General features: G+C 62.3%; 25 protein-coding genes. 21 read left to right on the top strand and 4 right to left on the bottom strand.

Annotated elements, in window-relative coordinates; all coding sequences use genetic code 11:
- Positions 1–114: 114 nt before the first annotated feature.
- From FG13_RS17260 to FG13_RS31115, 9 genes are all read left to right on the top strand, one after another.
- Positions 115–1,071 (top strand): amino acid ABC transporter substrate-binding protein, encoded by a 957-nt coding sequence (locus FG13_RS17260; RefSeq protein WP_035822862.1) that lies wholly within the window; start codon positions 115–117, stop codon positions 1,069–1,071.
- 98 nt (positions 1,072–1,169) lie between these two features.
- Complete coding sequence (locus FG13_RS17255) at positions 1,170–1,919, top strand: amino acid ABC transporter permease (protein ID WP_035828381.1); 750 nt, start codon at positions 1,170–1,172, stop codon at positions 1,917–1,919.
- Between the two features lies 1 nt (position 1,920).
- A complete protein-coding gene (locus FG13_RS17250) occupies positions 1,921–2,613 on the top strand; it encodes an amino acid ABC transporter permease (RefSeq protein WP_035822860.1) in 693 nt (230 codons plus the stop codon).
- Between the two features lie 19 nt (positions 2,614–2,632).
- Positions 2,633–3,358 (top strand): amino acid ABC transporter ATP-binding protein, encoded by a 726-nt coding sequence (locus FG13_RS17245; protein ID WP_035822858.1) that lies wholly within the window; start codon positions 2,633–2,635, stop codon positions 3,356–3,358.
- Between the two features lie 157 nt (positions 3,359–3,515).
- Positions 3,516–4,580: a dihydroorotase gene (gene pyrC / locus FG13_RS17240; RefSeq protein ID WP_035822857.1), complete on the top strand. Its 1,065-nt coding sequence runs from the start codon at positions 3,516–3,518 to the stop codon at positions 4,578–4,580.
- Positions 4,581–4,586: 6 nt separating this feature from the next.
- Positions 4,587–5,405, top strand: a complete 819-nt coding sequence (locus tag FG13_RS17235) for a DUF3025 domain-containing protein (protein ID WP_035822854.1) — start codon at positions 4,587–4,589, stop codon at positions 5,403–5,405.
- 1 nt (position 5,406) lies between these two features.
- The gene (locus FG13_RS17230) at positions 5,407–6,411 is read left to right on the top strand and encodes a Gfo/Idh/MocA family protein (RefSeq protein ID WP_035822852.1); all 1,005 of its coding nucleotides are present in this window, start codon (positions 5,407–5,409) and stop codon (positions 6,409–6,411) included.
- A complete protein-coding gene (locus tag FG13_RS17225; RefSeq protein ID WP_081922621.1) occupies positions 6,408–7,622 on the top strand; it encodes an MFS transporter in 1,215 nt (404 codons plus the stop codon). The genes FG13_RS17230 and FG13_RS17225 overlap by 4 nt, the downstream gene beginning before the upstream one ends.
- Entirely contained in the window at positions 7,622–7,747 is a 126-nt protein-coding gene (locus FG13_RS31115) for a hypothetical protein (RefSeq protein WP_255206293.1), read from the top strand. Before FG13_RS17225 ends, FG13_RS31115 begins: the two co-directional genes overlap by 1 nt.
- Positions 7,748–7,760: 13 nt before the next feature.
- Here the strand turns inward: FG13_RS31115 and recG are convergent, their stop codons facing one another.
- Positions 7,761–9,863: an ATP-dependent DNA helicase RecG gene (recG, locus tag FG13_RS17220; RefSeq protein ID WP_051959172.1), complete on the bottom strand. Its 2,103-nt coding sequence runs from the start codon at positions 9,861–9,863 to the stop codon at positions 7,761–7,763.
- 178 nt (positions 9,864–10,041) lie between these two features.
- Between recG and queA the strand changes: the two genes are divergently transcribed.
- The 9 genes from queA (at position 10,042) to FG13_RS30480 (ending at position 18,426) form a co-directional block, all read left to right on the top strand.
- On the top strand, positions 10,042–11,097 hold the full coding sequence (queA, locus tag FG13_RS17215; RefSeq protein WP_035822850.1) for a tRNA preQ1(34) S-adenosylmethionine ribosyltransferase-isomerase QueA: 1,056 nt from the start codon (positions 10,042–10,044) through the stop codon (positions 11,095–11,097).
- 1 nt (position 11,098) lies between these two features.
- Positions 11,099–12,238 (top strand): tRNA guanosine(34) transglycosylase Tgt, encoded by a 1,140-nt coding sequence (tgt, locus tag FG13_RS17210; RefSeq protein WP_035822848.1) that lies wholly within the window; start codon positions 11,099–11,101, stop codon positions 12,236–12,238.
- 196 nt (positions 12,239–12,434) lie between these two features.
- On the top strand, positions 12,435–12,767 hold the full coding sequence (gene yajC, locus FG13_RS17205; RefSeq protein WP_035822846.1) for a preprotein translocase subunit YajC: 333 nt from the start codon (positions 12,435–12,437) through the stop codon (positions 12,765–12,767).
- 97 nt (positions 12,768–12,864) lie between these two features.
- Positions 12,865–14,730: a protein translocase subunit SecD gene (secD, locus tag FG13_RS17200; protein ID WP_035822844.1), complete on the top strand. Its 1,866-nt coding sequence runs from the start codon at positions 12,865–12,867 to the stop codon at positions 14,728–14,730.
- 90 nt (positions 14,731–14,820) lie between these two features.
- A complete protein-coding gene (secF, locus tag FG13_RS17195; protein WP_035822841.1) occupies positions 14,821–15,843 on the top strand; it encodes a protein translocase subunit SecF in 1,023 nt (340 codons plus the stop codon).
- 74 nt (positions 15,844–15,917) lie between these two features.
- On the top strand, positions 15,918–16,667 hold the full coding sequence (locus FG13_RS17190) for a hypothetical protein (RefSeq protein ID WP_152598794.1): 750 nt from the start codon (positions 15,918–15,920) through the stop codon (positions 16,665–16,667).
- Complete coding sequence (locus FG13_RS17185) at positions 16,664–17,365, top strand: helix-turn-helix transcriptional regulator (RefSeq protein WP_035822837.1); 702 nt, start codon at positions 16,664–16,666, stop codon at positions 17,363–17,365. The genes FG13_RS17190 and FG13_RS17185 overlap by 4 nt, the downstream gene beginning before the upstream one ends.
- Before the next feature lie 73 nt (positions 17,366–17,438).
- On the top strand, positions 17,439–18,065 hold the full coding sequence (locus FG13_RS17180) for a glutathione S-transferase family protein (protein WP_035822835.1): 627 nt from the start codon (positions 17,439–17,441) through the stop codon (positions 18,063–18,065).
- A gap of 187 nt (positions 18,066–18,252) precedes the next feature.
- Positions 18,253–18,426 carry a hypothetical protein gene (locus tag FG13_RS30480; RefSeq protein WP_161784187.1) on the top strand — a complete coding sequence of 58 codons (174 nt, stop codon included), beginning with the start codon at positions 18,253–18,255 and terminating at the stop codon, positions 18,424–18,426.
- Here FG13_RS30480 and FG13_RS17175 read toward each other — a convergent pair.
- The 3 genes from FG13_RS17175 to FG13_RS17165 form a co-directional block, all read right to left on the bottom strand.
- A complete protein-coding gene (locus FG13_RS17175) occupies positions 18,423–19,271 on the bottom strand; it encodes an HDOD domain-containing protein (protein WP_035822834.1) in 849 nt (282 codons plus the stop codon). The genes FG13_RS30480 and FG13_RS17175 overlap by 4 nt on opposite strands.
- A gap of 151 nt (positions 19,272–19,422) precedes the next feature.
- Positions 19,423–19,707, bottom strand: a complete 285-nt coding sequence (locus FG13_RS17170) for a hypothetical protein (protein ID WP_034745526.1) — start codon at positions 19,705–19,707, stop codon at positions 19,423–19,425.
- A 58-nt stretch (positions 19,708–19,765) separates the two neighbouring features.
- Positions 19,766–20,194 carry a MarR family winged helix-turn-helix transcriptional regulator gene (locus FG13_RS17165; RefSeq protein ID WP_035822833.1) on the bottom strand — a complete coding sequence of 143 codons (429 nt, stop codon included), beginning with the start codon at positions 20,192–20,194 and terminating at the stop codon, positions 19,766–19,768.
- Positions 20,195–20,325: 131 nt separating this feature from the next.
- Here FG13_RS17165 and FG13_RS17160 point away from each other — a divergent pair, with 131 nt between their 5' ends.
- The 3 genes from FG13_RS17160 to FG13_RS17150 all read left to right on the top strand — a co-directional run bounded on the left by FG13_RS17160 (position 20,326) and on the right by FG13_RS17150 (position 23,790).
- The gene (locus FG13_RS17160; RefSeq protein ID WP_035822832.1) at positions 20,326–21,270 is read left to right on the top strand and encodes a GlxA family transcriptional regulator; all 945 of its coding nucleotides are present in this window, start codon (positions 20,326–20,328) and stop codon (positions 21,268–21,270) included.
- A 139-nt stretch (positions 21,271–21,409) separates the two neighbouring features.
- Positions 21,410–22,651: an acetylornithine/succinylornithine family transaminase gene (astC, locus tag FG13_RS17155; protein ID WP_035822831.1), complete on the top strand. Its 1,242-nt coding sequence runs from the start codon at positions 21,410–21,412 to the stop codon at positions 22,649–22,651.
- A 107-nt stretch (positions 22,652–22,758) separates the two neighbouring features.
- Positions 22,759–23,790, top strand: coding sequence for an arginine N-succinyltransferase (locus FG13_RS17150; protein WP_035822830.1), 1,032 nt, complete (start codon positions 22,759–22,761; stop codon positions 23,788–23,790).
- The last annotated feature ends 11 nt before the right edge of the window (positions 23,791–23,801 follow it).

Raw genomic sequence — 23,801 nt, 5'->3', positions numbered from 1 at the left:
GCAGAAAATGGCTGGTCCGGTGCTGAAAATGAAATAAAATTAATTCCAATGGTGGCGTCTGCACCACAGTTGTTTCGTTCGGAGTCCATCCGGTTTGTCCGCCCAGGAGAATTTATGAAATTGACCAAAATAATCGCCACGCTGCTTAGCGTCGGTGTCATCAGCAGCATGTCGCCAGTCCAGGCTCAGGAATTGACCGGCACCTTGGCCAAGATCAAGAAAGCCGGTTCCGTCACGCTCGGTGTGCGCGACGGCTCCGTTCCCTTCTCCTATCTCGATGACAAACAGCAATACCAGGGTTACTCGATCGACCTGTGCATGAAAGTCGTCACGGCCCTGCAAAAGCATCTGGGCTTGAGCGAACTGAAAGTGGTGATGAGCCCCGTTACGTCGGCCAACCGCATCCCGCTGATGGCCAACGGCACCATCGACCTCGAATGCGGCTCGACGACGAACAACCTGGAGCGCCAGCAGCAGGTGGCATTCGCCCCCACCATGTTCGTCATCGGCAACCGCGTGCTGTCGAAAAAATCCTCGAACATCAAGACCCTGGAAGACTTGCGCGGCAAGACCCTGGTTGCCACTGCCGGCACCTCGACCATCAAGCAGATGACGATCCTGAACAAGGAAAAAAACCTGGGCATGAATATCGCCGTCGGCAAGGATCATCCTGAATCGTTCCTGATGCTGGAAACGGGCCGCGCGGTGGCCGAAGCCAACGACGATATCCTGCTGGCGTCGCAAGTGGCCAACTCGAAAAACCCGAACGACTACGAAATCACCAAGGAAGCGCTGTCGGTCGAGCCGTACGGCATCATGCTGCGCAAGGGCGACCCGGCCTTCAAGAAAGTGGTCGACGACGCGTTGATCCGCCTGTACAAGAGCGACGACATCAACCGCATTTACGCGAAATGGTTTACCTCGCCGATCCCGCCGAAAAACATCAACCTCAAATTCCCCATGCCGCCGCAATTGAAGGCCGTGTTTGCCAACCCGACCGACTCCGGTGACCCGGCGGCCTATGCGGCCGTACCGGAAGCGCAGAAGACGTCGGACAAGCGGAAAAAGTAAAGATTGCGTAACAAATCGGGGGGCGCAAGCCTCCCGTTTTATTTGCGGGGCGGGTGGCCGGCTGGCCGCTGTCCTCGGGCTGCATGCGAAGGATGATCATGAATTACAACTGGAATTGGCGCATTTTCTGGGAGATTTCTCCCGATGGCGTGGGCACGTATATGGACACCCTGTGGTCCGGCCTGATCTGGACCCTGGCCACGGCCGGTACGGCCTGGATCATGGCGCTGATATTGGGCCTGGTGATCGGCACCATCCGCACCTTGCCAAACAAATGGCTGGTGGGCGTAGCCAATGCCTACGTCGAACTGTTCCGCAACGTGCCGCTGCTGGTGCAGATGTTCCTCTGGTATTTCGTCATGCCGGAACTGCTGCCGCCTGACCTGGGCGCCTGGGTCAAGTCGCTGCCAAATGCGCCCTTCGTCACGGCCGTGCTGTGCCTGGGATTCTTTACCTCCTCGCGCGTGGCGGTGCAGGTCACGACGGGTATCGAGGCGCTGCCGCGCGGACAGAAACTGGCCGGCACGGCGCTGGGCCTGACCCTGCCGCAAACCTACCGCTTCATTTTGCTGCCGATGGCCGCACGCGTCATCATGCCGCCGCTGACCAGCGAATTTTTGAACATCATCAAGAACAGTTCCGTGGCGCTGACCATCGGCTTGATCGAACTGACGGCCAGCGCGCGCGCCATCCAGGAATTCTCGTTCCAGGTATTCGAAGCGTTTTCGGCCGCCACCATCATCTACGTCGTCGTCAATCTGCTGGTGGTGGTGCTGATGTACCTGATCGAGAAAAAGGTCGCCATTCCGGGCTTCATCGTCGCCGGCGCCAAGACGGGAGGACATTGATATGTTCGGTAATTTCGACTTCGATGTCATCTCCCGCTCGTGGGTCTACCTGTTCCAGACCGGTATGATCTTCACCCTGAAACTGACGGCGCTGTCCATGGTGGGCGGCATCGTGCTGGGCACCCTGCTGGCGCTGATGCGCTTGTCCGGCAGCCGCCTCATCTCGGGCGTGGCGTCGAGCTACGTCAACCTGATACGCTCGATCCCGCTGGTGCTGGTGATCTTCTGGTTCTACTTCCTGGTGCCGTACATCGCCGCCTGGATCATCGGCGCGGAAGAACCCGTGAAAGTGGGCGCGTTCTCCTCCGCGCTGATCACCTTCATCATGTTCGAGGCGGCATACTATTGCGAGATCATGCGCAGCGGCATACAGTCGATCCCGCGCGGCCAGGTCTGGGCCGGTCAGGCGCTGGGCATGAACTACTCGCAGACCATGGCCTTCATCGTGCTGCCGCAAGCGTTCCGCAACATGATCCCCGTGCTGCTGACGCAAACCATCGTGCTGTTCCAGGACGTGTCGCTCGTGTACGTGCTGTCGATCCCCGATTTCGTCGGCGCCGCCTCGAAGATCGCCCAGCGCGACGGCCGCCTGGTGGAGATGTACGTGTTTGTCGCCGTCGTGTATTTCGTGCTGTGCTATGCCTTGTCGTTCCTGGTAAAACGCCTGCAGAAACGCGTCGCCATCATTCGCTAACCGTAAAAGAAAGAACAAGATGATTGAACTCAATAACGTCAGCAAATGGTATGGCCAGTTCCAGGTACTGACCGACTGCACCACCAATGTCGCCAAGGGCGACGTGATGGTCATTTGCGGCCCGTCCGGCTCCGGCAAGTCGACCCTGATCAAGACCGTCAACGGCCTCGAGCCGATCCAGCAGGGGCAGATCTTCGTCGACGGCATCAGCGTCAACGATCCGAAAACGAATTTGTCGAAACTGCGCGCGCGCATCGGCATGGTGTTCCAGAATTTCGAGCTGTTTCCGCACCTGTCGATCCGCGAAAACCTCACCATCGGCCAGATCAAGGTGCTGGGCCGCAGCGCCGACGAAGCCAATGCCAAGGGCTTGAAATACCTGGACCGCGTGGGCCTGCTGTCGCAGCAGGACAAATTCCCGGGCCAGCTGTCGGGCGGCCAGCAGCAGCGCGTGGCGATCGCCCGCGCGCTGTCGATGGATCCGATTGCCATGCTGTTCGACGAGCCGACATCGGCGCTCGACCCTGAAATGATCAACGAAGTGCTCGACGTGATGGTGGGCCTGGCGCAGGAAGGCATGACCATGATGGTCGTCACGCACGAAATGGGCTTTGCCAAGCGCGTGGCCAACCGCATCGTCTTCATGGACCAGGGCAAGATCATCGAAGATTGCAGCAAGGACGACTTCTTCAACACGACGCGCTCGGACCGCGCGCGCGATTTCCTGGCCAAGATCATTCACTGATCCCAAGTTTTCTCGATAAAAGCGGCCGGCCTTCACCGGCTGTTTTTGCGTTCACAGTACGCTTGCGCCCGGTTTTCCTCACGCACCCTGGCCGCTAAGGCTGCCCCGCGACTGGTAAAATGGCGCTATTCGCAATGACCGCCTGAGAGCAGCCGCCATGTCCACACTCGATCACACCCCAGTCGCCGTTCCATCTTCCATCACCATCACCCGGCCGGATGACTGGCATCTGCACCTGCGCGACGGTGCCGTCATGGCCAGCGTGCTGCCGCACAGCGCGCGCCAGTTCGGCCGCGCCATCGTCATGCCGAACCTGAAACCGCCCGTCACCACCACGGCCGATGCCAGCGCCTACCGCGAGCGCATCCTGGCCGCCGTGCCGCAAGGCGTAAACTTCGATCCGCTGATGGTGCTGTACCTGACGAACAACACCTCGCCCGACGAAATTCGCCGCGCGCAAGATAGCGGCATTGTGCAGGCTGTGAAACTGTATCCGGCTGGCGCGACGACGAATTCCGACCTGGGCGTGACGGACTTGAAGAATTGCTACAAGGTGCTCGAAGTGATGCAGGAAGTGGGCATGCCCTTCCTTGTGCACGGTGAAGTGACGGACCCGGAAATCGACATTTTCGACCGCGAAGCCGTCTTCATCGAGCGCGTGATGCGTCCGCTGCGCAGCGCCTTCCCGGCCCTGTCCGTCGTGTTCGAGCACATCACCACCAAGGATGCGGCGCAGTACGTGGCCGAAGCGGAAGGCCCGATCGCCGCCACCATCACGGCGCATCATCTGCTGTACAACCGCAACGAGATTTTCAAGGGCGGCATCCGCCCCCATTACTACTGCCTGCCCATCCTGAAACGCGAAGAGCACCGCCTGGCCCTGATGACGGCCGCCGCCAGCGGCGACGAGCGTTTCTTCCTCGGCACCGATTCTGCGCCGCACGCGCAAGGCGCCAAGGAAATGGCCTGCGGCTGCGCCGGTTGCTACACGGCCCTGCACGCGATGGAAATGTATGCGGAAGCGTTCGAACGGGCCGGCGCGCTCGATAAACTGGAAGCGTTTGCCAGCTTCCACGGTCCGGCTTTCTACGGCGTGCCGCGCAACACGGACACCATCACCCTGAAGCGCGAAAGCTGGACCTTGCCGGCCTCGCTGCCGCTGGGCGACAGCCATGTCATTCCGCTCAACGCGGGCGAGCAGATCAACTGGAAAATGGTCTAAGCGTTCATGCTGCCATCGATAGACTGGACCCGCCCCTGGTTTGCCACGGTGCTGCCGGCGCGACGGCAGCTGGATCTGCAGCGCGACACGGTGATTGCCGCGCTGAACGCACGGGCGCGGGCGCTGGACTTGCGCAATCCCACCGGCTTGCCGCTGGCTTTCGTGCCGCAAGCGGACCTGCCCGAAGGCGTGGCCTACGAAGAGTTCATCGGTGCGACGGGCGGCGTGCCCACGCGCGACAATCTGCACGATTTTTTCAACGCCCTCGTGTGGCTGACCTTCCCCCGCATCAAGCGGCAGCTGAATGCGCTGCAGGCGGCGCAGATCGCCCTGTCCGGCGTCGGAAAATCGCGCGGTCCCGCGCGCGATGGCGCGACGATTTTTGACGAGAATTCCGCCTTGCTGGTGCTGCGCGACAGCGACGCAGGGCGCGCGCTGGACGCGGCCTTGCGCGGGCACGACTGGCGCAGCGCGTTCATCGCGCAGCGCGACAAATTTGGCGCGGGCGGCGACGCCGATGTCTGGTTGTTCGGCCACGCGCTGATGGAAAAACTGGTAGCGCCGCGCAAGGCCATCACGGCGCACACGCGCGTGATCTTCGCCGGCGACGCCTACTTTGCGCTCGACGATGCGGCACGCCGCGCCTGGCTCGACGAGCGGGTGGCGCAAGACCTGGCGCAGCAAGGCCTCACCACGGCGGACTTCACGCCGCTGCCCGTACTGGGTTTGCCCGGCTGGTGTGAAGGCCAGGACGACGATTTTTACAATGACGCGGCGGTGTTCCGCCCGAAGCGCAAGGCGGCTGGCGCAGAAAGAGATCAATAGTATGGAAAATACCGTCCGCTGGGGCATCCTCGGCACCGGCAAGATCGCCCGCGCGATGGCCAATGGCTTGCGTGACGCGCCCGGTGCGCAACTGGTGGCGGTCGCCTCGCGCAGCGAGGCTGGCGCACAGGCTTTCGGCGCCGAATTCGGCATCGGGCGTTGCCACGGTTCCTACGAGGGGCTGGCCATGGACCCTGACGTGGACGTGATCTACATCGCCACGCCGCACACCCTGCATGCGGAAAACGCCTTGCTGTGCCTGGCCGCCGGCAAGCACGTCGTGTGCGAAAAACCGTTCACCATGAATGCGCGCGAAGCGCAGGCCGTGGTTGACATGGCGCGCGAGAAAAAGCTGTTTTTGATGGAAGCCATGTGGAGCCGTTTCCTGCCCGCCGTGCAGGAAGCGCAGCGCATCATCGCCAGCGGCGAGATCGGCGTGCCGCGGCAGGTGCAGGCTGATATCGGCTTCGTCGCCAATTTCCCGCCCGAACACCGCATGTTCAACCCGGAACTGGGCGGCGGTGCGTTGCTCGACGTGGGCATCTATCCGCTGTCGATGGCGGCCTTCTTCCTCGGCCCCGTATCGCAGGTGCAGGCGCTGGCCGAGATGGGCGTCACGGGCGTCGATGAGCAGGTCGTGTTCTCGCTGCTGCACGCGGGCGGCGGTACCTCGTCCTGCGCCTGCAGCCTGCGCGCGCAGACGCCGACGGAAATGACCATTTCCGGCAGCCTGGGACGCATCCGCCTGCCCAGCCGCTTTTACAAGCCCGATCACTTGACCGTCGAAGCGATGGATGGCGCACGCCGCGTCGTTGCCGCGCCGCACCTGGGCAATGGCTACGCGCACGAGGCCATCGAAGCGATGCGCTGCATCCGCGCCGGCCTGCTGGAAAGCCCCCTCATGCCGCACGCCGACAGCGTGGCGCTGATGCGCAACCTTGACACCATGCGCGGCCAGATCGGCCTCGTCTACCAAGCCGACCAGGCGTACACAGGAACCCCATGACATTGCACTCATCCCGTCCCAGCCTGAAAACTGTTCTCATCGCCAGCGGCGTCGTCCTGACCCTGGCGATGGGCGTGCGCCACGGCCTGGGCTTCTGGATGCAGCCAATCTCGCAAGCCAATGGCTGGACGCGCGAAACGTATTCGCTGGCGCTGGCCATGCAAAACCTGATGTGGGGCGTCTTCGGCCCGTTCGCCGGCATGGCGGCCGACCGTTTCGGCACCATGCGCGTCGTCATCGTCGGCGCCATCAGCTACATGGCGGGCCTCGTGTGGATGGCGCTCGTGACGCAGCCGACCCTGTTCATCGTCGGCTCCGGTATCTTCATCGGCCTGGCGCTGGCCTGCACGGCGTTCGGCGCCATCAGCGGCATCATCGGCCGCAGCGCGCCGCCCGAGCAGCGCTCGTGGGCCTTCGGCATCTCGTCGGCGGCCGGCTCGTTCGGCCAGTTCCTCATGATGCCGGTGGAGCAGCAGCTGATTTCAGCCGTGGGCTGGCAAAATGCCTTTTATGTGCTGGCAGCGCTGGTGCTGCTGGCCATGATCCCGATGGCCTTCTACCTGCGCGAGCCGCCCGTCTCGCACGCCAGCGGCCCGCAGCAAAGCGTTGGCGCCGCCTTCAGCGAAGCCATCGCCAGCCGTTCGTTCTGGCTGCTGCTGGCAGGGTATTTTGTCTGCGGTTTCCAGCTGGTCTTCATCGGCGTGCACTTGCCGGCCTACCTGAAGGACCAGGGCCTGATGAACCCGAACATCGCCGTCACGGCGCTGGCGCTGATCGGCCTGTTCAACATCGTCGGCTCCTACTACGCGGGCAAACTCGGTGGCAAGATCGCCAAGCGCTACTTATTGTCAGCCATCTACGTGACGCGCGCCGTGGTCATCACCGTGTTTCTGCTGGCGCCATTGTCGGCGTGGTCCGTGTACCTGTTCGCCGCCGGCATGGGCGTGCTGTGGCTGTCGACCGTGCCGCTGACGAACGGCATCATCGCCGGCATCTTCGGCGTGAAGCATTTGTCGATGCTGGCCGGGATGGTGTTCTTCTCGCACCAGGTGGGCAGTTTCCTCGGGGCGTGGCTGGGCGGCTATCTGTACGAGCACCAGGGCAGTTACCACATCGTGTGGATGATCACCATCGGCCTGGGCTTGCTGGCCGCGCTGATCAACCTGCCCATCGACGAGCGCGCCGTCAAGCGCGTGGCGGTGGCCGCGTAATGGCCAGTTGGCGCACATGGCTGTGGCGCCTGGCCGGCGCCGCGCTGCTGGCCCTCGTCTTCCTGGCCTATCTGCGCCCCGACTTCATGCTCGACCTGGCGAACCGCTTCTGGATGTGCATGTAGCAGGCATCCGGTCCTACACCTTCAAAAATTCCTCTTTCCCACCCAGCCAGCGCGCCAGATGCGCTTCCACGGTGGCCGCTGCGGCGGCCGTGGTGGCATGCAGCAGATCGTGCGCCACGTCGCGGGCCTGGTCTACCAGCCATTGATCCGTTTCCAGGTCGGCGAAGCGCAGCATGGCCTGGCCGGACTGGCGCGCGCCGAGGAATTCGCCGGGGCCGCGGATTTCCAGGTCGCGGCGGGCGATTTCAAAACCGTCCGTCGTTTCGCGCATGGTCATCAAACGCTGGCGCGCCACGCCACCCAGGGGGCCCTGGTACAGCAGCAGGCAGACGCTGGCCGCCGTGCCGCGGCCCACGCGGCCACGCAGCTGGTGCAGCTGCGACAAGCCAAAACGCTCGGCGTGCTCGATCACCATCAGCGAGGCGTTCGGCACGTCGACGCCCACCTCGATGACGGTGGTGGCCACCAGCACGTGGATATGGCCGGCGATGAAGGCATCCATCACTTCCTGCTTTTCCGCCGGTTTCAAACGGCCGTGCACGAGGCCCACCTGCAGCGCGGGCAGGGCTTCGGCCAGCATCATGCAGGTGTCGGTGGCCGTCTGCAGCTGCAGCGCTTCCGACTCCTCGATCAGCGGGCAGACCCAGTACACCTGCCGGCCTTCCAGCGCGGCCGCATACACGCGGGCGATGACTTCGTCGCGCCGGTTCTGGTCGATGGCGCGCGTGACGATGGGGCTGCGTCCGGGCGGCAGCTCGTCGATCACGGACACTTCCAGGTCGGCGTAATACGTCATGGCCAGGGTGCGCGGGATCGGCGTGGCCGACATCATCAGCTGGTGCGGCACGGCCGCGCTGTCGCCCTTGTTGCGCAGGGTCAGGCGCTGACCCACGCCGAAGCGGTGCTGCTCGTCGACGATGACCAGGCCCAGTTTGGCAAACAGCACGTTGTCCTGGATCAGCGCATGCGTGCCGATCACCAGTTGCGCTTCGCCCGATTCGATCAGGGCCAGCGCCGCCGTCTTTTCCTTTTTCTTCAGGCTGCCCGTCAGCCACGCCACCTTGACGCCCAGCGGCTCCATCCAGGCGGCGATCTTGCGGAAGTGCTGCTCCGCCAGGATCTCCGTGGGCGCCATCAGCGCGGCCTGGTAGCCGCTGTCGATCGCTTGCGTGGCCGACAACGCGGCGACGACCGTCTTGCCGCTGCCGACGTCGCCCTGCAGCAGACGCTGCATCGGATACGGCTGGTGCAGATCGGCGCGGATTTCCTCGAGCACGCGCGCCTGCGCACCCGTCAGCTTGAAGGGCAGGGCGGCGCCGAAGGCATTCGATAAATTGCCGACGATGGGCAGGCAGGCCGCGCCTTTCGAGCGGCGCGCGCGCTGGGCGCGTTTCAGCGACAGCTGCTGCGCCAGCAGTTCATCGAACTTCATGCGCACCCAGGCCGGGTGCGAGCGGTCCATCAGCGCGCTTTCATCGATGTCCTGCGGCGGGTAGTGCAGCAGGTGCACGGCGGCGCGGAACGGCGACAGCTGCATCTGCTGCAACAGCTCGTCCGGCAAGGTGTCTTGCCAGTCGATGCGACGCATGGCGTCGGCGATCTCGCGCCGCAGCACGTGCTGCGACAGGCCTTCGCCGGACGGGTACACGGGCGTCAGGGCCGTCGGTAGCGGCGCGCCTTCGTTGACCACCTTATACGTCGGGTGCACCATCTCGGCGCCGAAAAAGCCGTGTTTGAGTTCGGCGCGCGCACGCACGCGCGTGCCTTCGGCCAGCTGCTTGACCTGGCTGCCATAAAAATTCATGAAGCGCAGCAGCAAATTGCCCGTTTCGTCGGCGATCGTCACCAGCAATTGCTTGCGCGGCTTGAAATTGACTTCGCACTTGGTGACGATACCCTCGACTTGCCACGACTCGCCACCGCGCAGGCAGGCGTCGCGTATGGTGTAGACCTTGGTCTCGTCCTCGTAGCGCATCGGCAGGTGCAGCACCAGGTCCATATCCGTGCGCAAGCCCAGTTTGGCCAGCCGGCTTTCCGTGCTGACCACTTTTTTGACGGCTTTCGGCTTCGCGGCCGGCTTGGCTGCGGGAGGAAGATCGGGCTTGGGTTCGGACATATCGGAGATTTTTGTGCCGCTAGCGTAAAATAGAGGGTTGTCCGGCACACCCTGTGCGTACCGCGGTTGTAAATTGTTGCGGCGGATTATTGTAATGCCTGTATAGGCGCACAGTATAGTGCCAGATGTTCCATTGCGCACTCCTAATCATTTTTGACGTACTTTTGAAGCAAAACGCATGTATTCGCTTTCCGATTTCGATTTTAATTTGCCGCAAGAAAACATTGCGCAAACTCCGTTGGCCGAGCGCAGCGCCTCGCGCCTGTTGCATCTGGACGGCGACACCCTGGTTGACCGCAGCTTTGCCGACATCGTCGGGCTGTTGCAGGCGGGCGACCTGCTGGTGATGAACGATACCCGCGTACTGAAAGCGCGTTTCTTCGGCGTCAAGGAAAGCGGCGGCAAGATCGAGGCGCTCGTCGAGCGCGTACTCGATGAGCGCACCGTGCTGGCCCAGGTGCGCGCGTCGAAGTCGCCGCCGCCCGGCTGCCGCATCCGCCTGGCCGATGCCTTCGATGTGACGGTCGGTCAGCGCGCCGGCGAATTCTTTACCTTGCACTTCGAGGCCGACGTGTTCGAGCTGATCGAGGCGCATGGCCGCTTGCCGCTGCCGCCGTACATCGAGCACGATGCGGACGAATTCGACGAAACGCGCTATCAGACCGTCTTCAACAAGGTGCCCGGCGCTGTCGCCGCGCCGACGGCCGGCCTGCATTTCGACCAGGCCCTGCTCGACCAGTTGAAGGCCAAGGGCGTCAACTTTGCCTATGTGACCCTGCACGTGGGCGCGGGTACCTTCCAGCCCGTGCGCACGGAGGTGCTGGCCGAACACAAGATGCACACCGAGTGGTACACCATGCCGCAGGAAACCGTCGACGCCGTGCGCGCCGCCCAACTTGCCGGGCGCGACGTGGTGGCCGTCGGCACGACCAGCTTGCGCGCGCTGGAATCGGCCTCGCAAAGCGGCCAGCTGGTGGCCGGCAGCGCCGACACGGCCCTGTTCATCACACCCGGCTATGCGTTTAAAACGGTGACGCGTTTGATCACCAACTTCCATTTGCCGAAGTCGACCCTGCTGATGCTGGTGTCGGCCTTTGCCGGCTATGAGCCGATCCGCAGCGCCTACGCGCATGCGATCGCGCAGAATTACCGTTTCTTCAGCTATGGCGACGCGATGCTGCTCACCACGCAATCGCGCGCTCCGTTGAACCTTGATACTCCCGTGAAAGACTGACATGCTGGAATTTAAACTACTCAAGACCGACACGAGCGGCCTGACCAAGGCACGCCGCGGCACCTTGAAACTCAACCATGGTGTCGTGCAGACGCCGATCTTCATGCCAGTGGGCACTTACGGCTCCGTGAAAGCCATGTCGCCGCTGGAACTCAACGAGATCGACGCGCAGATCATTCTGGGCAACACCTTTCACCTGTGGTTGCGTCCTGGCAACACCGTCATGGAAAAATTCGGCGGCTTGCATGGCTTTATGGGCTGGAACAAGCCGATTTTGACGGATTCGGGCGGTTTCCAGGTGTTTTCGCTGGGTGCCATGCGCAAGATCACGGAAGAGGGTGTGCATTTCAATTCGCCGATCAACGGTGATAAATTGTTCCTCTCGCCGGAAGTGTCGATGCAGGTGCAGCGCGTCTTGAATTCCGACATCGTCATGCAGTTCGACGAATGCACGCCGTACGAAATCCAGGGCCGTCCGGCCACCATCGAGGAAGCGGCCAAGTCCATGCGCATGTCCTTGCGCTGGGCGCAGCGCTCGAAGGACGAGTTCCACCGCGGTGAAAACCCGAATGCGCTGTTCGGCATCGTGCAGGGCGGCATGTTCGAAATGCTGCGCGACGAGTCCCTGGCCAAGCTCGAAGAGATCGATTTTCCCGGCATCGCCATCGGCGGCCTGTCCGTCGGCGAACCGAAGGAAGACATGATGCGCATGCTGGCCCACGTGGGCCCGCGCCTGCCGGCCAACAAGCCCCATTACCTGATGGGCGTGGGCACGCCGGAAGATCTGGTGGCCGGTGTCTCGAACGGTATCGACATGTTCGATTGCGTCATGCCGACGCGAAACGCCCGCAATGGCTGGCTGTTTACCCGTTTTGGCGACATCAAGATCAAGAACGCCAAGTACAAGGAAGACCAGGCGCCGCTCGACGAGACCTGCAGCTGCTATGCCTGCCGCAATTTCTCGCGCGCCTACCTGCACCATCTGCACCGCTCCAAGGAAATTCTCGGCGCGCGCCTCAATACCATCCACAACCTGCATTACTACCTGGACTTGATGCGCCAGATGCGCGAGGCACTGGACGAAGACCGTTTCCACGCGTTTACGCTGCAATTCCACGCGGAACGCGCACGCGGAACTTAAGAAATCCTTAGCTTGCACCCTGGCGGCAGCATGGCCGGAAGTTTTGTGTATTGGTGCTTGGACTGGGGCGATAAAGCATTGCATAATGCTTTTTTAGCCCCATTTAAAGTTGCCATGGCTGCAATTCGGGTTATGACGTATAGCCAATGCTAGAATACAGCGCTATTTTTTCAAACTGATTAGAACTGGAGTCACCGTGTTTTTCATTTCCAACGCTTATGCGCAAGCCCCAACCGAAGCCCTGGGCCTCGGCGGCAACCTGACCAGCTTCCTGCCGCTGGTATTGATGTTCGTGGTCATGTATTTCCTGATGATCCGCCCACAGCAAAAACGCGCCAAAGAACAACGGGCGATGATGGACGCGCTGGCCAAGGGTGACGAAGTCGTCACCGCCGGCGGCATGCTGGGCCGTGTTGTCAAGGTAGTGGACGCTTACGTCACCATCGAAGTGGCGGCCGGCACCGAAATCACGGTGCAAAAGAGCTCCATTACCACCTTGCTGCCTAAAGGCACCCTGAAGGCACTGTAATTCCTCGCTGTCATTGCTTCTGCAATGACAGACCCGGGGCGGCTATCCGCCGCCCCTCGGGACGCCTCCGACGCTCAACACTGAACGCTGAATCACTATGAATCGCTATCCTGCCTGGAAATACATCATCATCGTCGTCGCCTTATTGCTGGGCGCACTTTATACGGCGCCCAATTATTTCGGTGAATCACCGGCGCTGCAAGTAACCAGCGGCAAGTCGACCGTCAAAGTGACGGGCGATCTGATGACGCAAGTCGAGCAAATATTGACGAAAGAAAACGTCAAGTCGGAAGGTGTCACCATGGATGGCGCCGGCAACCTCGCCTCCGTGCGTGTGCGTTTCGCCGATCCCGATACCCAGTTCAAGGCGAAACTGGTGCTGGAAAAGGACCTCAATCCCGATTCCACCGATCCCGCGTACATCGTGACGGTCAACCTGCAAGCCAATACCCCGATGTGGATGCAAAAGCTGCATGCCTTGCCCATGTTCCTGGGCCTGGACTTGCGCGGCGGCGTGCACTTCCTGATGCAGGTCGATGCGAAAGCCGTACTGAACAAGAAAGTCCAGGGCGTCCAGTCCGCTTCGCGTAGCGTGTTGCGCGACAAGAATATCCGTCACGCCGGCATCGAGCGCGTGGGCGACAGCGTGCAAATCAACTTCCGCGACGCGGAAACGCGTGTGAAAGCTAAAAATGTCCTGTCCGACCAGATGACGGAGCTGACGTTTGCCGATGCGGGCGAAGGCAGCGACCTGAAACTGAACATCACCCTGAAGCCTGCCGCCCTGAAGGCGACCATCGACGAAGGCGTGAAACAGAATATCTCCACCCTGTCCAAGCGCGTCAACGAGCTGGGCGTGGCCGAGCCGCTGATCCAGCAGCAAGGCCCTGACCGCATCGTGGTGCAATTGCCTGGCGTGCAGGACGTGGCCCGCGCGAAAGCCATCATCGGCCGCACGGCGACCCTGGAAGTGCGCCTGGTCGATGAAAGCATCGTGCCTGGCACCGAACTGTCGAGCGCCATTCCATTCAACTCGGAACTGTTCACCGTCGGCAAGGGCGTGCCTGTCGTGCTGGCGAAAGACGTGATCCTGACGGGCGACTATATCTCCAGCGCCACGGCCAGCTTCGACCAGAACCAGCAGGCTGCCGTGTCGATCGACCTGAACGGCGACGGCGGACGCAAGATGCGCGAAGCGACGCGCGAAAGAGTCGGCAAGCGCATGGCCATCGTGCTGTTTGAAAAGGGCAAGCCGGAAGTGCTGTCGGTTGCCACCATCCAGCAGGAACTCGGTTCGCGCTTCCAGATCACCGGCATGGGCGGCGCGGAAAACGCCAACGAACTGGCGCTGCTGCTGCGCTCGGGCGCCCTGTCCGCACCGATGACCGTCATCGAAGAACGCACGATCGGACCGCAACTGGGCGCGGAAAACATCGCCAAGGGCTTCCATTCGACCCTGTACGGCTTCATCGCCATCGCCATCTTCATGATCGCCTATTACATGCTGTTCGGCGCCTTCAGCGTGCTGGCCCTGGCCACCAACCTGCTGTTGCTGGTCGGCTTGCTGTCGATGATCCAGGTGACCCTGACACTGCCAGGTATCGCCGCTATCGCGCTGGCGCTGGGCATGGCGATTGACGCCAACGTGCTGATCAATGAACGTATCCGTGAAGAGCTGCGTGCCGGCAATACGCCGCAAGCGGCGATCGCCGCCGGCTTCGACCGCGCCTGGGCCACGATTCTGGACTCGAACGTGACCACCCTGATCGTCGGCCTGGCACTGCTGGCCTTCGGCAGCGGTCCTGTGCGCGGCTTCGCCGTGGTGCATTGCCTGGGCATCCTGACCTCGATGTTCTCCTCCGTCTTCGTCTCGCGCGGCGTGGTCAACCTCTGGTATGGCCGCAAGAAAAAGCTGACGACCTTGTCGATCGGCACGGTGTGGGTACCGGGCGCCAGTAAATAAACGGCGGCCCAGACTCACTCCATAGCGACAACAGCGATAGCGTCCGGTGGCACAGCCGCCGGACGCACAGAAAAGAACTCAGAGGATTTCATGGAATTTTTCCGGATCAAAAAAGATATTCCCTTCATGCGCCATGCGTTGATTTTCAACGTGATTTCGGCCGTGACCTTCATTGCCGCCGTCTTCTTCCTGTTCCACAAGGGCTTGCACCTGTCCGTGGAATTCAAGGGCGGCACCGTGCTGGAGGTGAAGTACCCGAAAGCGGCCAACCTCGAAGGCATACGTGGCACCCTGATCGGCATGGGCTACGAAGAACCTGGCGTGACCAGCTTCGATACGGCGCGCGACGTCATGATCCGCCTGCCGGTGGAAAAGGGCGTGACTGCCGCGAATACCTCGCAGCGCGTGTTCGAAACCCTGTGCAAGGTCGAGCAAGGCACGACCAAGGGCATCGATACCGTCACCGACAAGGGTGAGCATGTGATCAAGAGCGCCTGTATGGACGCCGCCGGCAATGAAGCGCTGGTGCTGCAGAAAGTCGAATTCGTCGGCCCGCAAGTGGGCGACGAATTGACGCAGAACGGCCTGAATGCGCTGGTGGTGGTGATTCTGGGCGTGATGGCATATCTGGCCGTGCGCTTCGAATGGAAATACGCTGTCTCGGCGATTATCGCCAACTTGCATGACGTGGTGATCATCCTGGGCTTCTTCGCCTTCTTCGAGTGGGAATTCTCGCTGACGGTACTGGCGGCGATCCTGGCGGTGCTCGGCTATTCCGTCAACGAATCGGTGGTGATCTTTGACCGTATCCGCGAAAACTTCCGCAAGCAGCGCAAGGCAACCGTGCATGAAGTGATCGACAACGCGATCACCAGCACCATTTCGCGTACCATCATCACCCACGGCTCGACCCAGATGATGGTGCTGTCGATGCTGGTCTTCGGTGGCCAGACCCTGCACCACTTCGCACTGGCGCTGACCATCGGTATCTGCTTCGGTATTTACTCGTCCGTGTTCGTCGCGGCCTCGATCGCCATGTGGCTGGGCGTCAAGCGCGAAGACTTGATCAAGCCGATCAAGGAAAAAGACGAAACCGACGGCGCCGTGGTGTAAGCGCAGGTTTTTTTGCAGGTCGAATGAAGAACGATCACCGTTTGCGGTGGTCGTTTTTTTTATGGCGGATGACGATGAAGCGTTTTTTATGGGCAGGTGTGATGGCGGGCGTGACGGCGTTGGCCGGCGCCGCCGATTTCAGCCGCACTGGCAGCGGCAGCATTGCCATGCGCGGCCCGGTCGCCGAGGGTGACGTGGACAAGCTGCGGCGGCTGGCCACGCCGGGCACCAGGCTGTTGCGCGTCAATAGCGATGCTGGCGACGCGCAGGCGGCGATGCAGCTGGGCCGCCTGGTGCGCCAGCTGCGGCTCGATATCGCCGTCGACACGGTGTGCGCAGGCAGCTGCGCCCTGTACGTTTTTCCCGCTGCTCGCGGCAAGCGCATTCCGATGGACGCCGTGCTGGCGCTGCAGGAATCGGCGTTCCTTCGCGCGCAGGCGGACCGGGCGCAGCTGCGGCGCACCCTGGTCGAAGCGGGCGTGGCGGCCGAGGACCTGGACAGTGAAACGCAAGCGCTGGCAGCTCAATTGGCAGAGACGGCGGCGCTGGAAGCGGCGTTTGCCGCGCAGTTGGGCTTTTCTCCCGCCTTTTACCGCGACTTCCGGCAAGTGGCGGCGCAGGCCGAGAGCGTGCGCCAGCGCTTTCCCGACCAGGAGGCGGCCGTCTACTGGTGGCCGGCCGGCACCCGCCTGCGGCGCTGCTACGGTATCGGCGATGTGGACGAAGGGACGCGCGCGGCGCGCCTGGCGCCCGATGGCTATCTGTACGTGCCGGCCCTGTCCGCCCTGGTCATGGGCGACCAAGGCTTGCAGGGCTGTCCATGAGCCGCAGCGGCCGTTTGTTCCTGCTGATGGACGCCATGCGCGCCAGGCGCGTGCCCGTCACGGCGGCCCAGCTGGCGCAGCAGCTGGGTGTCTCCGAACGCACGATTTACCGCGATATCCAGACCCTGGCCGAACTGGGCGCGCCCCTGCAGGGGGAGGCCGGCATTGGCTATGTGCTGCGCCGTGGCGCCTTCCTGCCGCCACTGATGTTCGGCGCCGATGAACTGGAAGCGCTGGTGCTGGGTGCGCGCTGGGTGCGCCGGCAGGGCGATGCGGGCCTGGCGCAGGCGGCCAGCAATGCCCTGGCCAAGATCGCGGCCGCCTCGCCGCGCGACCTGCGCGACAGCATGGCCGAGACCAGCTTGTGGGTGCCGCTGGGGCGCCCCGCCGATGGCACGCAGGCGGCCGACCGTTACGTGCAGCCCGTGCGCGAAGCGATCCGCTACGAACAGAAAATCACGCTCGCCTATCAGGATGAGCATGGCAGCGCCACCTCGCGCACGGTGTGGCCGTTCGCGCTGGCCTTTTTCGAAGGCAAGCGCCTGCTGGCCGCCTGGTGCGAGCTGCGCGGCGATTACCGGCATTTTCGCATCGACCGCATCGCCAGCGTGCGGCAGCACGAGGAACGCTATCCCACGCGGCGCCACGTGCTGCTCGATGCCTGGCGCAAGGCGCACGAGATTGATCCGGAATCCTGATTTCGCTCCTGACAAAAACTGTCAGTGACGGCGACTACGATGGTGACTTCCTCACTCACCGGAGCCATCTACTATGCGCCTGTACCACCACCCCATGTCCTCGAATGCCCGCCGTGCCCTGATGACGGCGATCCACCTCGGCCTGCCTCTGGAACTGGCCGAAGTCGACTTGATGAATGCGGACGACCGCCGCCGCCTGGGCGAACTGAACCCGAACGGCAAGGTGCCCGTGCTGGCCGATGGTGATTTCCTGCTGTGGGAATCGTGCGCCATCATGCAATACCTGGCCGAGCAGGTGCCGGGTCAGACGCTTTATCCGCAGGCGCCGCAAGCCCGCGCCGACGTCAACCGCTGGCTGTTCTGGGCCGCGCAGCACTTCGCGCCGGCCATCAGCGTGCTGGCCTGGGAACGCGCCTGGAAGGGCATGACGGGTAATGGTCCGGCGGATCCGCTGGAAGAGGCGCGCGGCGAGCGCGACCTGCATGAGTGTGCCGTGGTGCTGGACGCGCATCTGGCGGGGCGCAGCTGGATCCACGGAGACGATGTGACCCTGGCCGATTTCGCCGTGGCCGCGCCGCTGATGTACAGCGAGGCCGTGCGGCTGCCGCTGGCGCAGTACCAGCATATCCAGGCGTGGTTTGCCCGCGTGCGGCAGCTGCGCGCCTGGCAGGAAACGGATGTGGAGCTGTTGCCGGGATAATCTGCGCGCTAAGTGTGCCAGCGCACGGAGCTGGTGCGGAGCAACGCATAAGATAGGGCTGTCTCTTTCAGGACATCCCTAGCTTTGGACTTTACCCGCTTTCGAGCGGGTTTTTTTTTGAATAGCGGCTTGATAAATTGATAATCGCTGCGCAGATGGGATGCATCTCCCTTCCAGCAGGTACGCCATGTTCATGCCACGCCATCCGAAACCCCTGTTGAGTACCAAGGCGGCCGCCATGCAAGTCGTCCAGCAAAAGCAGGGAACGCAGGCCATGGACAAGCATGTGCTGATCGTCGACGTGCCAAAGCCGGCGCCAGGCGTGTCGATCATGCCGCCGGTGCCGGTAAAACAGGATTAATGCACCAGCACCTTCAGCAGCGACTGCACTTCATCGTCCGATTCTTCCATGATGCTCGACAGGGTCGCATCGTCGCCGATCACGCAATCGATGCTGCCGGCGGCGCGGGCGGCGCGCACGGCGATGGCGGCCGGGCTTTCGTTGAGGGGCGACGAGACGGGCGCCAGGTCATTCGCCAGCAGCAGGGTGTCGCCCAGCGATTCGGGCGGAATGGCGCGCAAGCCTTCCCACAGCGCACCGATGGCGCCCATCACCGCTTCCGGCACCTTCAGTTTGGCCAGGACGCCGTGGCCGATGGCCTGTTCGCCATGTTCGACCCAGTCTTCTGGTTCGCCGTCGAGGATGCCGGGGAATTCGGCCGCGCGCGACAACAGATAAAAGCCGCCCACTTCATGCATGATGCCTGCAAACAGGGCCGTATCGGGGTCCACCTTGGTGACGCGGCGGGCCAGTACCTGCGACAGGGCCGCCACGTGGGCCGTATGCTCCCACAGCTGGTTGGCCTTCGCTTGCAGCACGGGATCGGTGATGGTGCTGCCCAGCTGGCGCACGATCAGCGATGCCACCACCGATTGCAGGGTGCGCACGCCGAGCCGCTGCACGGCGTTGCGCACGCTGGTGATTTCATTGCCGGAACGGTTGAACGCCACGGAATTGGCGATGGCCACCGTGCGCGCGGCCAGCAGCGGGTCAGCCTGCACCAGCTTGGCGGCGGCCTCGATATGGCAGTCGGGATCGGCCAGCGCCTCTTGCAGCTTGAGCGAAGCGTCCACATTGGCAGGAAAGGTCAGCTCGCCACGAGCGGCTTGTGCGGCGATGCTTTTAAAGGCGTCGAGTCTGTTCATTGAAAAAATTATACTCGCAATATTTCCGTACGGAACTTTTTAACCATGATCTTTTCGCAAACAGCTTAGCAAAAGGCAAGCAAAGCCCCGTAAACGGAAAAAGGCATGCCCCGGTATCGGCGGCATGCCTCTTTTGATAACGCGAGCGTTATCAGTCTGCTTCGCTAAATATCGCGTCGCAGCCTTCAACGAGCTCATCGCTGTCTTCAAGCTCATCCGTCAAGCCCAGGTCGAACAATTCCTCGACGGCGTTCATGAAGCTGTTGTGCTTGGTGGCGCCGATCAGGCGGTAGATTTCGCCGTCTTCGTTGCGCACGCCGATGATCAGTTTTTCCTGGCGCACCAGTTCCGGCGTGCTGGCGTTGAGCAGCAGGTTGCCGATGATGTGTTTATCGAAATGAGCAGGCTTTTTGCCTTCGAGCAGTGAGGTTTTCAACTTGGTTTCCTTTGTCTTGTTTGAATGTATTGTTTGAATGTCTGTGCTTGGTGAATGGTCAGCCGTTGGCGATGGCCTGTTTCAAGCCCGCCAGGGTGCTTTCCAGGCGTATGAAATCGTCTTCGGTATAGCCGTCGAACAGGCGCTGGCCCTGTTTTGTCAGCTTGGGGAACACGTCATGGAACACCTGTTCTCCCTCGCAGCTCAGGCGCACGTAATAGGAACGCTTGTCGCGCGGACAACGTTCGCGGATTACCAGCCCCTTTTGTTCCAGCCGGTCCACCACGCCCGTCAAGGTACCCTTGGTAATCAGGGTTTTCTGGCCCAGTTCCTTGTAGGACATGCCACAGGTGTTGCCGAGCGTGGCGATGATGTCGAATTGCGCATGCGTCAAGCCGTACTGGCGCACGAAGTCGCCAGAAAACCGCTCGAAGCCTTGCATGCATTCGGCCAGCAGCCGGATACTTTTTAAATATCGTTCACCCATGGGGGTGATTATATCCTTCCGCCCCGCTTTTTTCCGCCGCGCCAGGATGGACCCTTGCACGGAGGGCTGGAGAGGGCGGAAGTCCGGTATCATGTGGGCAACTCAGCCCTTGCCCCAGGCCCGCCTCGCCGATGTCCTTCGCTAATCTTTCCCGTATCGGCCTCGACAAACCGCTGCGTTTGCTGCTGGTGCATGCCGGCGATGCCGAGTCGATCACCTGGGCCGGCCTGGTGCAGCCGCTGCGCCTGTGCGCGCGGGCGCTGGGGCCGGACGCCTTGCGACTGGACGTGCGCACGCCGGAACAGGTGGCCGCGCAGGGCGGCAACTGGCATATCGCGCTGCTGGTGGCCGACGAGACGGAAGCGCCGCTGCGCGCCGAGCTGTGCCGGGCCGTGATCGAACGCTGCCGTTCGGCGCCATTCTGGGGCGGCGTGGGCGCGGCCGTGCTGTGGCTGGCCGACGCGGGCGTCATGGATGGCGTGCGCATCGCCTTGCCGTGGGCCCTGTACGCGGATGCGGAAGCGAAGGCGGAACGGGCCATTTTAACGCCGCACCTGTTCGATATCGACGGCCCGCACATCACCTGTTGCGGCGGCGCGGCCAGCATCGACTTTTCGCTGACCCTGATCGAGACCATCTTTGGCGCCGACGTGCAGGCCCTCGTCAAGGAAGCGCTGTGCGTGGACAAGGTACGCGGCAAGGAAGAGCGCCAGAGGGTGGCCCTGCAGGCGCGTTTCGGCGTGCTGCAGCCGAAATTGTCCGAAGCGGTGACCTTGATGGAAGCCAATATCGAGGAGCCGCTGTCGACCGACGACATCGCCAGCCTGGTGGGCCTGTCGCGGCGCCAGCTCGAGCGGTTGTTCAAGCAATACCTGGGCAGCCTGCCATCGCGCTACTACCTGGAACTGCGCCTGCAGCGCTCGCGGCAATTGTTGCTTGATACGCATTATTCCATCGTGCAAGTCGGCCTGATGTGCGGCTTTTCTTCCGGTTCGCACTTTTCCACTGCCTTTGGCACCCTGTTTGGCAATACGCCGCGGGAAGAGCGGCAGCGCAAGCTCATGCCTCCCGCGTAATTAAGCAAGCCCGGCTGTGATGAATTGTGAAAATCCTTGTCGCAGATTCAAAAGAGTTTTAGCATCCCGCTTTTTATAATGCAGTACACACGTAGCTGTCGTAGCTGCGGAGTACCTAACATATCGATGGGGAAATGCTATGAATGCCAAGCTTGATTCGACCGTAACGGCTCGTCCAGTCACCCGGGAAACCTTTGACCAGGTCCTCGTTCCTACCTACGCCCCTGCAGCCATGGTGCCCGTGCGCGGTTCCGGTCTGGATCTGTGGGACCAGACCGGCAAGCATTACCTCGATTTCACCTCCGGCATCGCCGTCAACAGCCTGGGCCACTGCCATCCGGCCCTGGTCGACGTGCTGACCAAGCAAATCAATAATTTGTGGCATTTGGGCAACGGCTACACCAACGAGCCTGTCCTGCGCCTGGCGCTGGCCCTGACGGAAGCGACCTTCGCCGACCGCGCCTTCTTCTGCAACTCGGGCGCGGAAGCCAACGAAGCGGCCCTGAAACTGGCGCGCAAGTACGCGCACACCAAGTTTGGCGCGCACAAGTCGCGCATCATCTCGTGCTTCAGCTCTTTCCACGGCCGCACCCTGTTTACGGTCTCCGTCGGCGGCCAGGCCAAGTACACGGAAGGCTTCGAGCCGCTGCCGCCGTCGATCGACCACATCGCCTACAACGACATCGAAGCGGCGCGCGCCGCCATCGGCGATGACGTGTGCGCCGTGATCGTCGAGCCGGTACAAGGCGAAGGCGGCGTCGTGCCGGGTAACCCTGAGTTCCTCAAGGAGCTGCGCGCCCTGTGCGACAAGACGGGCGCCCTGTTGATTTTCGACGAAGTCCAGAGCGGCATGGGCCGCACTGGCGCGTTGTTCGCCTACATGGGTTACGGCGTCACGCCGGACATCCTGACGGCCGCCAAGGCGCTGGGCAACGGCTACCCGATCGGCGCCATGCTGACCACGAATGAACTGGCGCAGACCTTGGCCGTCGGCACCCACGGCACCACCTACGGCGGCAACCCGCTGGCCGCCACCGTGGCCTTGACCGTGCTGGAGACGATCAACACGCCGGCGTTCCTGGCGCGCGTGAAAGAAGCGAGCGTCAACACCATCGCCATGCTGCAAGGCTTGATCACGGATTACCCGCAAGTGTTCTCCATCGTGCGCGGCAGCGGTTTGCTGCTGGGTCTGGTAGTCAGCGATGCCTGGAAAGGCCGCGCGAAAGACATCCAGAAAGCGGCCGAAGCGCAAGGCTTGATGGTGCTGATCGCCGGCATGGACGTGGTGCGCCTGGCGCCGGCCCTGATCGTCTCGGACGAGCAGATCGCCGAAGCAGGCCGTCTGCTGCGCGTGGCCATCGATGGCATGCTGAAAGCCTGAAGCTAGCCCCGCTCCCTGTTTGATCACCGGCCCGCCGCTTTGCTGCGGGCCGGCTTGGTTCTACCCGGGTATTCAGCCCAAGTATCGTCAGCATTGAAGGAGTACCCATGTATGTTGTCCGTCCGGTAGAAATTGCGGATATCGCAGCCCTCGAAGCGCTGGCCGCGGTAACCATGCCGGGTGTCCATACCCTGCCGAAGACGCGCGAAAAAATCGCCGCCTCCGTCGAGCGCTCCATCGCCTCGTTTGCCGCCCATGTCGACATCCCCAGCGAAGAGTCGTATCTCTTCGTGCTTGAATCCCTGCTCGACAAGAGCATTGCCGGCACGGCCGCCATCTTCGCCTCGGCCGGCTCGAACGGCACCTATTTTTCCTTTCGCAACGACGTCATCCAGCAAGTCTCGCGCGACCTGAACATCAGCCACAGCGTGCATGCGCTGACCCTGTGCTCGGAGTTGACGGCGTACTCGCAGCTGTCCGGTTTCTATGTGCGCAACATGGAGCAGGCGGGCCTGGAAGCGGCCCTGTTGTCGCGCGCGCGGCTGCTGTTCGCCGTGCTGGCGCCGCACCGCTTCGGCGACCGCTTCTTCGTGCCGCTGGCCGGCATCACGGATGCCAACGGCCAGTCGCCATTCTGGGATGCGCTGGGCCGCAAATTCTTCCAGATGGATTTCCTCGATGCCGAGAAAGTCATCGGCGGCGCGCGCAATCGCACCCTGATCGTCGAACTGATGCCGCATTACCCCGTCTACGTGCCGCTGCTGCCCGGCGACGCGCAGGCGGCCATGGGCCAGATCCATCCGAGCGGCGAACTGGCATTCAATTTGCTGACGGAAGAAGGCTTTGAAGCCGACGACTACGTCGACATCTTCGATGGCGGTCCGATCCTGCAAGCGCACAAGCATGCGCTGCGCTCATTTACGGGTTCGCTCACGCGCCGCGTCGTCGCAGGCGTCACACCCAGCCGCACGGGCCTGAAAGTGCACTATGCGGTCGCTTCCGGCGCCGAACGCAATTTCCGCGCCGTGACTTTTACCTGCGATGCGCTCGAAGCGCAGGACAGCGTCGGCTTGCCGGCAGACTTGCTCGAGGCGCTGGCCGTGGCCGAAGGCGACAGCGTCATTTGCGTGCGTATCTAAGGGAGTTAATT

Origin of the sequence: Janthinobacterium sp. RA13 (assembly GCF_000745325.1) — a bacterium.
In the GTDB taxonomy this organism is placed as follows: Bacteria; Pseudomonadota; Gammaproteobacteria; order Burkholderiales; family Burkholderiaceae_D; genus Janthinobacterium; species Janthinobacterium rivuli.
The sequence above is the reverse complement of the archived record's forward strand: the minus strand, read 5'-3'. Positions and strand labels throughout refer to the sequence as shown.

Bases quoted from the DNA above. Each gene is read 5' to 3' on its own strand.
- FG13_RS17260 (WP_035822862.1), top strand. From the start codon at position 115: ATGAAATTGACCAAAATAATCGCCACGCTGCTTAGCGTCGGTGTCATC.
- FG13_RS17255 (WP_035828381.1), top strand. From the start codon at position 1,170: ATGAATTACAACTGGAATTGGCGCATTTTCTGGGAGATTTCTCCCGAT.
- FG13_RS17250 (WP_035822860.1), top strand. From the start codon at position 1,921: ATGTTCGGTAATTTCGACTTCGATGTCATCTCCCGCTCGTGGGTCTAC.
- FG13_RS17245 (WP_035822858.1), top strand. From the start codon at position 2,633: ATGATTGAACTCAATAACGTCAGCAAATGGTATGGCCAGTTCCAGGTA.
- pyrC (WP_035822857.1), top strand. From the start codon at position 3,516: ATGTCCACACTCGATCACACCCCAGTCGCCGTTCCATCTTCCATCACC.
- FG13_RS17235 (WP_035822854.1), top strand. From the start codon at position 4,587: ATGCTGCCATCGATAGACTGGACCCGCCCCTGGTTTGCCACGGTGCTG.
- FG13_RS17230 (WP_035822852.1), top strand. From the start codon at position 5,407: ATGGAAAATACCGTCCGCTGGGGCATCCTCGGCACCGGCAAGATCGCC.
- FG13_RS17225 (WP_081922621.1), top strand. From the start codon at position 6,408: ATGACATTGCACTCATCCCGTCCCAGCCTGAAAACTGTTCTCATCGCC.
- FG13_RS31115 (WP_255206293.1), top strand. From the start codon at position 7,622: ATGGCCAGTTGGCGCACATGGCTGTGGCGCCTGGCCGGCGCCGCGCTG.
- recG (WP_051959172.1), bottom strand. From the start codon at position 9,863: ATGTCCGAACCCAAGCCCGATCTTCCTCCCGCAGCCAAGCCGGCCGCG.
- queA (WP_035822850.1), top strand. From the start codon at position 10,042: ATGTATTCGCTTTCCGATTTCGATTTTAATTTGCCGCAAGAAAACATT.
- tgt (WP_035822848.1), top strand. From the start codon at position 11,099: ATGCTGGAATTTAAACTACTCAAGACCGACACGAGCGGCCTGACCAAG.
- secD (WP_035822844.1), top strand. From the start codon at position 12,865: ATGAATCGCTATCCTGCCTGGAAATACATCATCATCGTCGTCGCCTTA.
- secF (WP_035822841.1), top strand. From the start codon at position 14,821: ATGGAATTTTTCCGGATCAAAAAAGATATTCCCTTCATGCGCCATGCG.
- FG13_RS17190 (WP_152598794.1), top strand. From the start codon at position 15,918: ATGAAGCGTTTTTTATGGGCAGGTGTGATGGCGGGCGTGACGGCGTTG.
- FG13_RS17185 (WP_035822837.1), top strand. From the start codon at position 16,664: ATGAGCCGCAGCGGCCGTTTGTTCCTGCTGATGGACGCCATGCGCGCC.
- FG13_RS17180 (WP_035822835.1), top strand. From the start codon at position 17,439: ATGCGCCTGTACCACCACCCCATGTCCTCGAATGCCCGCCGTGCCCTG.
- FG13_RS30480 (WP_161784187.1), top strand. From the start codon at position 18,253: ATGTTCATGCCACGCCATCCGAAACCCCTGTTGAGTACCAAGGCGGCC.
- FG13_RS17175 (WP_035822834.1), bottom strand. From the start codon at position 19,271: ATGAACAGACTCGACGCCTTTAAAAGCATCGCCGCACAAGCCGCTCGT.
- FG13_RS17165 (WP_035822833.1), bottom strand. From the start codon at position 20,194: ATGGGTGAACGATATTTAAAAAGTATCCGGCTGCTGGCCGAATGCATG.
- FG13_RS17160 (WP_035822832.1), top strand. From the start codon at position 20,326: ATGTCCTTCGCTAATCTTTCCCGTATCGGCCTCGACAAACCGCTGCGT.
- astC (WP_035822831.1), top strand. From the start codon at position 21,410: ATGAATGCCAAGCTTGATTCGACCGTAACGGCTCGTCCAGTCACCCGG.
- FG13_RS17150 (WP_035822830.1), top strand. From the start codon at position 22,759: ATGTATGTTGTCCGTCCGGTAGAAATTGCGGATATCGCAGCCCTCGAA.